The organism is Cyanobium sp. BA5m-10 (assembly GCF_024346255.1).
GTDB classification, from domain to species: Bacteria; Cyanobacteriota; Cyanobacteriia; order PCC-6307; family Cyanobiaceae; genus Cyanobium_A; species Cyanobium_A usitatum.
Genome location: NZ_JAGQCP010000002.1, coordinates 1 through 12,199, shown reverse-complemented (window position 1 = coordinate 12,199; position 12,199 = coordinate 1). Strand labels below are relative to the sequence as shown.

Below are 12,199 nucleotides of genomic sequence, written 5' to 3'. Positions count from 1 at the left end.
ACGGATAGCCAGGGCTGATCAGTCGGGAATTTCGATCTCGCCAGGCATTTCATTACCTGGGCGCTGACGCAGGCTGCGTTCAAGCCGGTCGAGTCGGCCCCGCAGCTCATCAAGTTCGCGCTGACGGGCTAGGCCTAGGTCTTGCAGGAGCTGGTCTTTATTGCGCTCCAGCTGGCGCTCGGCCTGCTGCTCTAGCTCGGGGGTTTCGCCCCGCAGGGCTTTGAGTACGTCGTCGACGAGGGCTGGAGCCTGGCTGGGATCGAGCTTGCCGCTGCGCACCCAGGCTTGGGTCACGCTGCGCAGCCGCTCTGACACCAGGGAGGTGGTGCCGAGGCCGCGCAGCAGCAGTTGTTGGAGGGGGTTGTTCGGATCCATGGCGGCTTGATTCCCCAGACACCCTGGCGCTTCCTACTCTTGCTTGCCATGGGCAATGACCGGCTGGGGGGGTGGTGGCTGGCGCTGGCCTCGGGGCTGCTGGCCGGGCTGGCGCTACCGCCTCTGGGCATGCCTCCCCTGCTTTGGCTGGCCCTGGTGCCCCTGTGGGCCCTGGCTGGCTCAGCTCTCGGCGCTTGGGGTGGGGCCCTGTGGGGAGCTGCCGCCGTGCTGGTGAGTCACCGCTGGTTGCTGGGTCTCCATCCCCTCGATTGGATCGGCGTACCGGGCCCCTTGAGCCTGCCCCTGGCCCTGTTGTTGCTGTTGCTGTGTGCGCTGGCGGGAGCACTGCTGGTGGCTTTATGGGTGCTGCTAGCGAGTCGCCTAGACCCGCGCCGCTTCAGCAGCGCCCTGCTGTTAGCCGCTGGCTGGGGGCTGGTTGAGGTGCTGCTGGCCAAAGGGCCCCTTTTTTGGCTGGGGCTGGGGGCTGCTGCCCTACCCGGCGATCGCCCCTTGGCGGGCTTGGCTGCCCTTGGTGGTGGTGGCCTGCTGGCGGCGGTGCAGTTGCTGCTGGGTTGGTGCCTTTGGCGCACCTGCACCGCCCCCCAGCGCCGCCGCTGGCTTGTGGTTACAACCGCTGCCGTGCTGCTCAGCCACGGCGCCGGTGCTGCTGCCCTAGCGGCCATGCCCCTGCGGGGGGAGGGCGGCAGCGAGCGAGTGCTGGTGCTGCAGCCGGCGATTCCCACCCGCCGCAAGTTTCAGTGGGACCAGCAGCAGCGGCTGCAGCAGCGCCTGGGGGCCGCGCTGGCGGAGGCGGCCCAGCGCTCGGTGGATGTGGTGGTCCTGCCGGAGGGGGCCCTCGGTCTTGAGCCCCAGCTGGCGCAGCCGGTGCCGGTGGAGCTGATCAGCGGCGGCTTCCGCTGGCAGGAGGTGGCGGGGGAGCCCGAGCAGCGCAGCGCCCTGTTGCGCCTGGCGCCAGGGGAAAGCCGGGCGAGTAGCTGGCTCGATAAGCATCGGCTGGTGCCCCTGGGGGAATGGGTGCCCCTGGCAAACCTGGCTCGCTGGAGCGGCCTTTCGGCCGTGGGGGGTCTGCAGCCAGGAGCGCCGTCGCGGCTAATGCTCCGGCCAGCTGGCGCCATCGGCGGGGCAATTTGCTACGAGCTATCCGATGGGGCCTCCCTGGCTGCCGCCGCCCGCGAAGGAGCCGGCTGGCTGCTGGCCAGCGCCAACCTCGATCCCTACCCGCTGCTGCTCCAGCAGCAGTTTCAGGCCCTGGCCCAGCTGCGGGCCATCGAAACTGGCCGTTGGCTGGTGAGTGCCGCCAATACGGGGCCAAGCCTGCTGGTGAATAGCCGCGGCTTGCCCGTGGCCTCGCTGCCTTCCGGGCGGGCAGCCACCGGTGTGTTCACCGTGCCCCGCCTGCAGACCCCCAGCCCCTACGACCGCTGGGGAGAGCTTCCCTTGCTACTGGTGCTGGTGGGGGCGGCTTGGCGCAGATGGCTCTGAGGGATCACCTGCTTCGGCATAGCTGCCGGAGCCAGTCGCTGGGTTGATCGCCGCTGCGGGCGGTGGTGTTCAGCATCGACTGGGCTAGGGGCCAGCCCCCTAGCCGCAGGACTCCCCAGAGATGAGCCGCCACTGCCACGCCTACCAACAGCCAGGCAAGCAGGTGTAGGTGATAAGCGAGATGGTGCAGTTGGCGGCTGCGCAACCAGTCTTCTTGCATCAACTTGCCGCTGCCTATCGCCAGACCTAGGGCCAGCAGGGGGAGGGAGTTGCTGGGGCGTTGCAGCCGGCGCCGCCCCAGGGTGCAGGCGTAGACAGCCAGCAGCACCGCAAACGGCAACATCACCACGCCCAAGCTGCCGTGGATGTCAATCCAGTCGCCTGGCAGCTGCAGTGGTAGCCGCCCCCAGCGTCCGTCATAACGGCTGTAAACCACCAGGCCCGTTAGCCAGCAACCCAGCAAGGCCAGGGCGCTGCAGCCATGCAGGGCGCGCAGCAGGGAGGGTTGATAGGGGCCCTTTCTTGGAGAGCTGGGCCTCACAGCAGAGCTGCTCATTGGTTTTTTGGCATTCTCGCCCTATCTCGCCGCCCTATCTCGCAGGCGTATCTCGCAGACGGTGGCTCAAAAGCATCCCAATGGTGTGGCCAAGGGCGACCAAAGCAACGCCACCGGCGAGGCTCGCCAGCAGCAACAGCGCGCTTTCCCCTGGTTTGCCGGCCTGCAGGGCCCTTGTCAGGTCCAACATCCAGGTGCAGAAGGTGGTGAGGGACCCGCAGAAGCCGATGCCTGCCCACAGCATCAGCCTTTTGCGCTGGCTGGCTTGGGCCAAAACCACCCCGAGCAGTAGGCAGCCCAGCATGTTGGCGACCACATCGGCATCCAGCTGCCAGCGCAGTAGGGCGCCGGGGATGGCGCCGCCGGCCACTAGGGCCAGGTCGCGCAAATCGCCCTTCAGGCTGCGGCTTGGCATGGTGCTCATGGCTGAGCGCCCAGGCTGAGGCCCGCCAGCATCGCCAGCAGCCCTCCTGCTACCGATCCTCCAGCGAGCACGGCAGCCTCGCGCCAATGCCGCTTGCCCAGCTCGATCCAGAGCTCGGCGCTGAAGCTGGAGAAGGTGCTGAAACTACCCAGGAAGCCGGTGCCCAGAAGAAGCAATGCTCTGCGGGAGGCTTCGCCGCAGCTCTGCTCTAGGCCCACAATCAGCCCTAGGGCAAAGCAGGCGATCACATTGACCCCAAAGGTGCCCCAGTGCCGGCTGGGCAGCACGGGCTCCAGGTGATCCACCACCCGGAAGCGGAGCCAGGCGCCGGGAACGGCGCCGATCGCCACCAGGAGGGCATCGGCCTCTGATGCTCCTGCGGCCATTGCTGTCCAACAACGCCTTGCCAGTCTGCCCCCGGCAAGGGAGCTCAGGGTCTGGTTGCGGTGGGATCGGGTGCTTGGCGGCGGAATAGTCCGTCGAGGTAATGGCGAGCCACGGCCCGGTCTGGGCAGCCGTGCTGGAAGAGAAAGCCGGCCAGAGCTGCCTGCATCAGGCGGTATTGATCCCACTGCGGGTGAACCCGGACAAACTCCCGCATGGCGTCGTACAGCTCCTCAGGGAACTGGTTTTCGACCGAAACAAAGGCGGGGGCGTGGTCCGGGATCTGGGGCATGGCGGCATCGGCCTGGGTCCCCCCATCACCCCACGCCAGGCGCTCATTCGTCAAAGGCTGACCCGGGAGGCGAGTCCGGCAAGACGCACGGCCGCCAGCACCGGCCCATGGGCGCTTTCGGGGTTTGGGAGCTGCGGCCTCAGGCTCGGAAGTGTTGCTTGGAGACGCGTCAAGGGGAGGGCCGTTTTCCCCATCCAGAATCAAAAGGATCAGGACGAGCGGCCGATATTGAGCCGCCGTTCTGTGGAAAAACCTACGCAAAGCTGGGGATAAGGGCGCTTGGCTGGGGAAAAGCCCACTGCTCAGCAGTAGTGATCAATCCCGGGCAGGCCTGCAGGAACCCCTATGGCCGGTCCCGATCGAGCGCAACCACGGCTTCAAGATCTGTTACGATTTCATCAAGTTTCGTAACTAACGAACATTCATGGCTGAATCCACTACCCGCTTCGGTTTTGTCGCTTTCGCTGAAACCTGGAATGGTCGTCTCGCCATGCTCGGTTTCGTGATCGGACTTGGTACCGAGCTCCTCACCGGTCAAGGAATCCTGGGCCAACTGGGTTTGGGCTGAATCCATTAGGGCTGAGTGCATCAGCCCTCTTAGCTATTCCCCTGGCAGTAATTACTGCCAGGGTTTTTTGTCTGCAGAATCTGCTGGTTGCCTAGCTGGCAATCGGCTTGGAGGCAATCACCGCCAAGAAAGGATCCCCTTTTTGGCCAAGCCAGCCGAGAGCTCCTGGAGCTGCTGTCTCTTCCGCCACCAGTTCCGGCCTGCCCCAACCTTGAGCCATCAGTACTTGGGCCACGTAGGCCAGGTGATCACGGTCGCCGCCGTCGGTCCAGATCTGGGGCGCTTTTTGAAAGAACATCCGGTTGCTGAACGCCACGATCACTTCACCCCTGGGCCGGACCACCCGCAGCAACTCGGCAGCTAAAGCTTCCGGTTGTTGAAGGTATTGCCAGCCGGCCACGATCAGAGCCACATCAACGCTGTCGTTGGCTAGCGGTAGGTGCTGATCAACGTTGAGGTTTTGCACCCAATGGCGATCAAGGCGCGGATTGGCTTTGAGCTCTTCGGTATTGAGGCCATGGCCGATCACCTCCTGATAGGTGATGTCCTCTGGCAGATGGCTCACCCAGCTGCTCATCAGATCCAGCACGGTTGCGCAAGGGGGAATGCGCTCGCGATACAGAGAGGTCAGCCGGGCGCGGAAGCTGGCATCGAGGTGCTGTACGAAGCGGGGCTCGGCGTAAAAAAGAGCGTCGTCTGAGCGATCGAGCTTGTAACGGTCGGCTTCGTTAAGCACCGGTACGTGCGCAATCATGGTCACGGAGTGGGGTGTTTGGAGCAGAATTGGATCATGGCGGAGCCGCAAAGCGGCTGCGTCTTATCAGATCTTGCTCCTTGGCGCTAGACTCTGCAAATCTCCTTAACAATTGGATCGTCGCCGCATGTTCACGCTTGAGAAGGCAACCCAGATCTTTCCCGATACAGCTTCAGCTGACGTCGTGCCTGCGATCACGGCCCGCTTTCGCTTGCTGAGCGCCGAGGACCAACTGGCTCTGATCTGGTACGCCTATCTCGAAATGGGCAACACAATCACCGTGGCCGCCCCTGGCGCAGCGCGGATGCAGTTTGCCGAGCCTGTGCTCAACCAAATCAAGGCGATGAACTTCGCTGAGCAAAGCCAGATGATGTGCGAGCTTGCCAATCGCGCCGATACCCAAATCGGTCGCACCTACGCCTGCTGGTCGGTGAACATCAAGCTGGGCTTCTGGTACCAGTTGGGCGAATGGATGGCCGCCGGTTTGGTTGCTCCGATCCCCGAGGGCTATCAGCTGTCGCCCAACGCTTCTGCGGTGCTCAGCTCAGTGAAAGCTGTCGATCAGGGTCAGCAGATCACCCTGCTGCGCAACTTTGTGGTTGATATGGGCTACGACCCCGCCAAAGGCGAGGGACAGCGGGTCATGGAGCCCATTGCCGCTCCCACTCCCCAGGAGCAGCGCAAGCGGGTGTTCATCGAGGGCGTTATCAACCCAACGGTGAACAGCTATATGGACCTGCTGAACGCCAACGACTTCGACAACCTGATCGAGCTGTTTCTGGCGGATGGCGCACTCCAAGCCCCTTTCCAGAAGCCAATCGTGGGACGTGACGCGATCCTGCGCTTCTTCCGTGAAGACTGCCAGAACTTGCAGCTTCTTCCTGAGCGCGGTTTCGCTGAACCCACAGAAGGTAGCTTCACCCAAATCAAGGTGACTGGCAAGGTCCAGACCCCCTGGTTTGGAGCCGGAGTTGGTATGAACGTTGCTTGGCGTTTCCTGCTCAACCCTGACGGCAAGATCTACTTCGTGGCCATCGATTTGTTGGCTTCCCCTGCAGATTTGCTGAAATTCGGCCGTTGAGCGCAGCCAGCCGCAAGGGGCTTCTGCTTGCCGCACTGATAACGATGGGTTGGCTGGTCAGCCTTGCTGGCCTGCTGAGCTGGGATTTAAACGCCATCCAGCAGGCCAGGCCATGGGTCTGGCTTGCCATCTTTTTTGGAGTGGTTGGCCGCACCCTGCTGCAAACAGGCCTATTCATCGTTGGTCACGACGCCATGCATGGGGTTTTGTGGCCCCATTGCCGCTATGGCAATGCCTTGCTGGGCAGGATCGCCCTAGGCCTATACGCGGCGCTTCCTTATCAAGCCTGCTGCCGCAACCATCAACACCACCATCTATTCACTGCTAGCGCCTCTGACCCTGATTTCCACGGGGATCCAGCAGCAGGGGCCATCGCTTGGTATGCCCGCTTCATGGCTGGCTATCTCACCTGGGGCCAGATGGGCCGGTTACTTATGGGCTGGACAGTGTTGGCCTTGATCGCCTGCCGCTTGGCTCCATTCGGCTGGCTGAATGTGCTGCTGTTTTGCACCTTGCCCCTGCTGCTCAGCTCGCTGCAGTTGTTTGTTTTCGGCACCTACCTGCCCCATCGAGGCCAGCGTTTGCCCCAGCGTCGCCCCCACGCCGATAGCCTCGAAATGGCTCCCTGGCTTTCCTTACTGGCCTGTTTCCACTTCGGTTATCACAGGGAGCACCATGACGCCCCGACGCTTGCCTGGTTTGAACTTCCGGCCCAGCGGCGTATGTCTCGCAGCAGGCTGAGTCCCCGACTAGCCTCGCTGCTAAGGGAGAGGGCCCAATTCACATGATGGACACTATGCTTGAGGGTTGGACAGATACGGAGCAGTCAGTTGCCCGCGAAGCCTTCGACCGTGCCTACACCAGGGCAGTGCAGCAGCTAGTGGCTCAGGTGCGTGCCAAGGCCGTCGAGCTTGAAGATGCTGAAACCGTATGGCAGCTGCACGATTACCTGAGTATCGAGCGCCACACGATCGAAGGTCGCTTTGATTTCCGCCTCGACGGCATCCTGTTTGTGTTTGCCAGCTTGGTCAAAGACAGCCTGTTGCAGCTCGACGAACTGAATGGTCTAGAAGCCGAGAAGCTGGCCAAGATCGTGGCCATGTCCCGCTTCTAGCCCTCAAGTGATTGAGCGGTTGCGCTGATCGGGCATTGGCCTTGGGCTGGGCGGCTCGAAGGCAGGCAACAGGCTGTTAACCCCCAGCATCACGAAGCCAAGGGCTCCCAACAGGGCCAGCAGCCTTAGCAGCCAGGGACGCCCCTGGTCGATGGGCCAGTCGTCTTGATCCTCCATTGATGGAGCCAAGGGCTTGCGGTTGCGCATCAGATGTAGAACATCGGCAATGGCTGCTTGAAGGCATCGTGTTCGCGCAGTAGTTGGGCCAGGGTGGTTGCGGTGAGAAGGGCTTCCTTTGTGGCTTCCAGTTTTTGGTCTAGAGCAGCAAGCACTAGGAAGGCCGGGTCATCTGATTCTCTTTGCAGTTCCGTGTTGCTGCTGCCTTCCAGCGCAGCCACTACATCGGCCACAGTGATGTTGTCTGGATTGAGGGCGAGTTGAAAGCCACCCCTCGGTCCGCGGATGCTGTTTAGCAGTCCGGCCTTGCGCAGGCCGGTGAGCATCTGCTCGAGATAGCGTTCGGGAATGGCATGGCGCTTGCAGATCTCGCCGGTTTGAACCAAGGCTCCAGAGGCGTAAGCCCCGGCGAGGTCTATGAGGGCGACCAATCCATATTGGGTTTTGGCGCTGAAGCCCATGGGCTTGCAATGGTCAACTGCCATTCTGCCAGCTAAACAACGCAAGGCGGGTTGGAAATCCCAAGAGCAGTCAACTGGTTGCGGCAAGAGCCCCCAAACCAAAACCAGGCTGGGGGCTTTTCATTAAGACAGCTCGTTGGTTGGGTGGAAAAAAGTTTGAGTATGAATATGATTGGCTATGAAAAGGGTCAGCTATGAAAAGGGTCGGTTGCGACCTGATGGTGGCTCTGAGTCAGGGGCAGCATCACCTCCGAAGATCGGAAATTGGTTGGAGCTGAAATCTGTTTAGGCCCATCTCCCCTATTCCCGTATGGCCGCAAGCCCTTTGCCTAGATAGGCTTTAGGGGTTGGGGGAGAAAAGGTAGTGACGAAGCAGGAAGATCTAATTCAACGGGCGTTGCTGGCGTCGGAGCAGCGCTACCGGCGTCTTTTTGAGTCTGCCCAAGATGGCATTTTGATAATTGATGCGTTGACTGGCTTAATTCTGGAGGTCAATCCCTACCTTTGCGATCTACTTGGTTATCCCTCTGCTGAAATTGTGGGCTTGAAGTTGTGGGAGATTGGCGCTTTTGTTGATAAGGGTAAATCGATTGAGGCTTTTTCTGATCTGCAAGACAAGCTCTATGTTCACTATGACGACATGCCTCTGCTCACGAAGGCCGGAAAGTCGATAGCGGTGGAATTTGTTAGCAATGTCTATTCGGTTGGCGAAGCTATGGTGATTCAGTGCAATATTCGTGATATCTCGGAGCGGAAGCGGGCCGAAGGCCTGCAGCAGGCCTATGACAATGCGGTATTGGCCGGTTTAAGTGGCATCGTTAATGCCCTCACCTCGGTGCTGGAGGCGCGCGACCCCTATACCGCTGGGCATACTCACCGAGTGGCAGATCTTGCCGAGGCGATTGGTCGAGCGCTGGGCCTAGCTGCCAGCACCATGGAGGGTTTGCGCATTGCTGCACTTGTGCACGACATTGGCAAAATTGCAATTCCCGCAGAGTTATTGACCAAGCCCACCGCTTTGTCTGTTTGGGAAATGGCCCTGATTAAGAGCCATGTGGAGGTGGGATATGAGGTGCTTAGTGAAATTGATTTTCCCTGGCCGGTTGCTAAGGCGGTGCGTCAACACCACGAACGTCTCGATGGCAGCGGCTACCTTCAAGGGCTCGAGGGTGACGCCATCATTCTCGAGGCCAGGATTCTGGCGGTGGCCGACACCGTAGAAGCGATGACTACAAACCGTCCCTATCGCTTTGCTAAAGGATTGGGGGAGGCGTTGGAGGTGGTCAGTGCGGGCAAAAATACCCTGTTCGATGGCGCTGTGGTGGAAGCTTGCCTTGCGCTGTTCCGGGAAAAGGACTACTCCTTTCCCCAATCTTTGACCCGCCACGGTGGCAGCTCTAACTGAACTTCTGAATTGAGCTAGTGGGTTGCCCCCCGGCAGCTCATTCGCCAAACATCAAAAAACCCAGGGCTAGCCTGGGTTTGATATGGAGCCAAGCGGATTCGAACCGCTGACCCCCTGCATGCCATGCAGATTTTTTTATCGATGAGACTGCCTGCGACGAAAGCAAATAGCTGATGCCGCAACAGGTGTTAGAGGCTTGCTGAGACAGCTTGTACGGACTGGTTAGGACCTGTTCGTACCATTTTGCCCTAGATTTTGCCCTAGATTAGGGCAGTCGGTTGAGCACCTGCTGCATAGGCAGGGGGTCATGGCGAAGAAGATCTGGGTTGATGACGTTCGCGGTCTGCTCAAACGTGAGCACGGACGGGGCTGGGGAATTGAGGAGCAGTCCGGTCGGGTCAAGCTCTATCGGCGAGTTCCTGGTGATCGAAAGCAAGCAGTGACAACGGATCTGGCGTGGGCTCCAGGCAGTCAGTCCGAAGTTGTTCAGCTTGTGGCGACCGTCCGTAACCGGATGGAGCAGCTCGGTTTAGGTCTAAACGATGCATACACGCTGCTACACCGTTCTTCAGATGCAGGCTTCAACGGTGTCAACTGGACCGAGGTTGCGAGCCAGTACGAGGCCCATCGCATCCGGACAGGGGTCAAGCAGTCGACCTATAACGCCGAGGAGCGTTATCGGATCGATCGTTCTGTCCAGTTGCTCCTAGCTCCCAAGCGTGCCCCCCACGATGGCCGTGGGCTTCTTAAGGCCTACAGCACGCAGTACCTTGATCAGTTGCCGTCTGGGAGTCCCGGCCGTAAGCGCAACCTCCTCGACGTCGCAAGGTTTTTGACCTTTGCGGTGAAGACTTGCGGGGCTCCCACAAAGTGGTTGCCTGGCGATGTCCATGATCTTGCCGCTCTGGTCGGGATTCGTGAGTCGGCACCCAAGGCAACGGTGCCAGTCAAGCCTGAACAGCTTTTGCAGCTGCTGGAGTCCTTGGATGCAAACCCCGAGTTGGGTCTTGCTGTTGCGCTTGTTGGGCTCTATGGCTTGCGTCCGGCTGAGTTGATGGCCCTGAGGGTGGAGGAGGGGTATCTATACGTCGCGCCGGTCAAGCGCAATAAGGCAACCGCAAATCAGCCGAAGCAGAACAGGTTGGTATTGCCGCTTGATCTCAAGGAATTACCTGGTGAGGGCGCGAGGGTTTTGCAGCTGTATGCCAGTGGACTGGTCAAGTTGCCCACCAGCATTCGTAACGCCACTGATTTCAAAGCCTGTGGAGCAGCCTTTCGTCAGTACCTCGATCGTCACCCGTGCTGGCAGTCATCGGTGGCGGTTACGCCTGACTTGGTGCCCTACAGCCTTCGGCATGGTTATGCCTGGCGTGGGGTCAAGTACTACGAGCGCAGCATGCCGATGCGTGACCTGGCTGCCTTGATGGGGCATGACGTCCGCACCCACATGCGGCATTACGGCAGTTGGACGGACGACAAAGGACTTAAGGAATCAGCTTTGCAAGTTGTTGGGGACTTCATGGCCCTCCCGTCTGATCTTTCTATGCGGGATTCCACGCAGTAGTTGCAGGGCCAAGGCTGGAAGCAAGTGGATGCCCAATGGGGCATAGATGTCGATTCTTGATCACTGGTGACCACGTAGGCCTAGGCGAGAATGACTGCAAGGATCCGATCGAGTTCCTCGATTATTTTTTAGATGCCACCTCATGACTCCACTGATGCCTATGAGGGAGCTAATCAAGTTGGCCAGATTGGGCTAAAAACTTTACCTAGCAAAGTAATTGCCATGTCCTCCACTACGATAGCGATGGCGCTAGGTAGCAGACTTAATCAAATTGAAAATGAACTCCAGCTTATTTTCTCACAAGGAACTTGGTGAAATCGTTGAAAGGCTTTTGCTGCTAGATGCTGAGCTTGATCAGTTACTCTCAGAATATCAAACAAATGCCAGAAGGTCAGAGATTGAGACTCTCAAGGCTTCGTGTGATCCTTCCTGTCTATTATTTGGACTTGCAGCATGCTTGAGAGATGATTCAGGCGAGATTGAGACGGCCCAAGACTTTCGCAGTATTCCACTTGAGAAAGAGTTTTTTAAATGTGAAACTATAGACTGGCAAATAGATTCTTGGTCTGGCGTTGTAAATCCAAACACCTATGCTGACAAGCCTCATCCATGGCTTGATGATCCACAAATGGCAAAATTCCCGCTGGAGCTAGCAGAATGCTACGAAAGCGTCCTTTCATCTTATTTTGATCTTAACGGACTCTCGTGTAATCGAAGAGAGGCATGGAGATTTTGGTCGGCGAAAATCTTTAATGCAGGAACATCTCCGCTGCAAGAAGATGAAGAGAAATGGCAAGAAATGCAAAAAGCCTATTTCAACAGTGGGCCACGACGGAAAGAATTTCTAAATAATCTCCTTGCCGCAATAAGAAATCCTGGAGGAGACGTCTCGGGATTGACCATGCAGGAAGGCTTCGAGGGTGTAGGCGAAAATCTATTTGGATTTGTATATTTTGTAAGGAATGGAGACCTATGCAAAATAGGTATTACGGAAAACTTGCTAAGAAGGCTTGGAGAGCTTCGGCCAGATGAAGTTCTGAACGTAATTAGGTGTAAGAATTTTCAGGACGTCGAACGGAAGATGCATTTCGAATTCAGGGATATCCGCTTGCCTCAGACCGAATATTTTAGGATGGATCCAACTCATATAAAGGAGGCTCACAAACTATTGGCATTATTGGCAGAGCTCTGAGATCCCCTATGAACGCACAGATTGCCGGCCAGCACGTCGATTCCTAGGGCATCCATCGTCCAAGTAGCCAGCCCTGCTGATATTAAATTGCTCCTAAGGGCTTTAGCGGTCATGATGTCGGGAGAAGCGAGCAGACACGTTGAAGCACGTCAAAATCCAGACAATTTCACTGAAGGCGCACCCGACGCTCAATGAGAAGTGGGTGCAGGAGATCATTGCCGACCCCCTCTGCCAGGAAAGTTGACGCCTCTCCATCTCGACCACTTTTTTCACCAGGGGGCTTGATGGAGCAGAGCAATGCGTCGTTACAGCGAGGCCTTTAAGGCTGATGTGAGGAGGCGTATGACTC

16 protein-coding genes are annotated in these 12,199 nt (G+C 58.8%); 8 read left to right on the top strand and 8 right to left on the bottom strand.

Features of this window, described 5'->3' with window-relative positions:
* Window positions 1–18: 18 nt before the first annotated feature.
* A complete protein-coding gene (locus tag KBY85_RS01260) occupies window positions 19–375 on the bottom strand; it encodes a phasin family protein (protein ID WP_106502258.1) in 357 nt (118 codons plus the stop codon).
* 48 nt (window positions 376–423) lie between these two features.
* Here KBY85_RS01260 and lnt point away from each other — a divergent pair, with 48 nt between their 5' ends.
* Window positions 424–1,878 carry an apolipoprotein N-acyltransferase gene (gene lnt, locus KBY85_RS01255; RefSeq protein ID WP_254959771.1) on the top strand — a complete coding sequence of 485 codons (1,455 nt, stop codon included), beginning with the start codon at window positions 424–426 and terminating at the stop codon, window positions 1,876–1,878.
* A 4-nt stretch (window positions 1,879–1,882) separates the two neighbouring features.
* Here the strand turns inward: lnt and KBY85_RS01250 are convergent, their stop codons facing one another.
* From KBY85_RS01250 to KBY85_RS01235, 4 genes are read right to left on the bottom strand one after another with little or no spacing between them, the layout of a single operon-like run.
* Entirely contained in the window at window positions 1,883–2,434 is a 552-nt protein-coding gene (locus tag KBY85_RS01250; protein WP_254959770.1) for a cytochrome B, read from the bottom strand.
* A gap of 34 nt (window positions 2,435–2,468) precedes the next feature.
* A complete protein-coding gene (locus KBY85_RS01245; RefSeq protein WP_254959769.1) occupies window positions 2,469–2,858 on the bottom strand; it encodes a CrcB family protein in 390 nt (129 codons plus the stop codon).
* The gene (locus KBY85_RS01240) at window positions 2,855–3,244 is read right to left on the bottom strand and encodes a CrcB family protein (protein ID WP_254959768.1); all 390 of its coding nucleotides are present in this window, start codon (window positions 3,242–3,244) and stop codon (window positions 2,855–2,857) included. The genes KBY85_RS01245 and KBY85_RS01240 overlap by 4 nt, the downstream gene beginning before the upstream one ends.
* A gap of 44 nt (window positions 3,245–3,288) precedes the next feature.
* Window positions 3,289–3,588 (bottom strand): DUF2811 domain-containing protein, encoded by a 300-nt coding sequence (locus tag KBY85_RS01235; RefSeq protein ID WP_396121794.1) that lies wholly within the window; start codon window positions 3,586–3,588, stop codon window positions 3,289–3,291.
* A gap of 370 nt (window positions 3,589–3,958) precedes the next feature.
* On the opposite strand from KBY85_RS01235, the gene KBY85_RS01230 reads away from it, so the two are divergent.
* The gene (locus KBY85_RS01230) at window positions 3,959–4,102 is read left to right on the top strand and encodes a chlorophyll a/b-binding protein (RefSeq protein WP_242036302.1); all 144 of its coding nucleotides are present in this window, start codon (window positions 3,959–3,961) and stop codon (window positions 4,100–4,102) included.
* 91 nt (window positions 4,103–4,193) lie between these two features.
* Here KBY85_RS01230 and KBY85_RS01225 read toward each other — a convergent pair whose 3' ends face one another.
* Window positions 4,194–4,856, bottom strand: a complete 663-nt coding sequence (locus KBY85_RS01225; RefSeq protein WP_254959883.1) for a class I SAM-dependent methyltransferase — start codon at window positions 4,854–4,856, stop codon at window positions 4,194–4,196.
* Between the two features lie 127 nt (window positions 4,857–4,983).
* Here KBY85_RS01225 and KBY85_RS01220 point away from each other — a divergent pair, with 127 nt between their 5' ends.
* The 3 genes from KBY85_RS01220 to KBY85_RS01210 are packed head-to-tail and all read left to right on the top strand — an operon-like array spanning window position 4,984 to window position 7,051.
* Entirely contained in the window at window positions 4,984–5,937 is a 954-nt protein-coding gene (locus KBY85_RS01220; RefSeq protein ID WP_254959767.1) for an orange carotenoid-binding protein, read from the top strand.
* A gap of 44 nt (window positions 5,938–5,981) precedes the next feature.
* Entirely contained in the window at window positions 5,982–6,725 is a 744-nt protein-coding gene (locus KBY85_RS01215; protein WP_254959766.1) for a fatty acid desaturase, read from the top strand.
* Entirely contained in the window at window positions 6,725–7,051 is a 327-nt protein-coding gene (locus KBY85_RS01210) for a hypothetical protein (RefSeq protein WP_315859556.1), read from the top strand. Before KBY85_RS01215 ends, KBY85_RS01210 begins: the two co-directional genes overlap by 1 nt.
* A gap of 3 nt (window positions 7,052–7,054) precedes the next feature.
* On the opposite strand, the gene KBY85_RS01205 is transcribed toward KBY85_RS01210, so the two are convergent.
* Entirely contained in the window at window positions 7,055–7,258 is a 204-nt protein-coding gene (locus KBY85_RS01205; RefSeq protein ID WP_254959764.1) for a hypothetical protein, read from the bottom strand.
* Entirely contained in the window at window positions 7,258–7,713 is a 456-nt protein-coding gene (locus KBY85_RS01200; RefSeq protein ID WP_254959763.1) for an Rrf2 family transcriptional regulator, read from the bottom strand. The genes KBY85_RS01205 and KBY85_RS01200 overlap by 1 nt, the downstream gene beginning before the upstream one ends.
* Window positions 7,714–8,053: 340 nt before the next feature.
* On the opposite strand from KBY85_RS01200, the gene KBY85_RS01195 reads away from it, so the two are divergent.
* From KBY85_RS01195 to KBY85_RS01185, 3 genes are all read left to right on the top strand, one after another.
* Window positions 8,054–9,094, top strand: coding sequence for an HD domain-containing phosphohydrolase (locus tag KBY85_RS01195; RefSeq protein WP_254959762.1), 1,041 nt, complete (start codon window positions 8,054–8,056; stop codon window positions 9,092–9,094).
* 307 nt (window positions 9,095–9,401) lie between these two features.
* Entirely contained in the window at window positions 9,402–10,658 is a 1,257-nt protein-coding gene (locus tag KBY85_RS01190; protein WP_254959761.1) for a site-specific integrase, read from the top strand.
* A gap of 277 nt (window positions 10,659–10,935) precedes the next feature.
* Entirely contained in the window at window positions 10,936–11,850 is a 915-nt protein-coding gene (locus tag KBY85_RS01185) for a GIY-YIG nuclease family protein (RefSeq protein ID WP_254959760.1), read from the top strand.
* The last annotated feature ends 349 nt before the right edge of the window (window positions 11,851–12,199 follow it).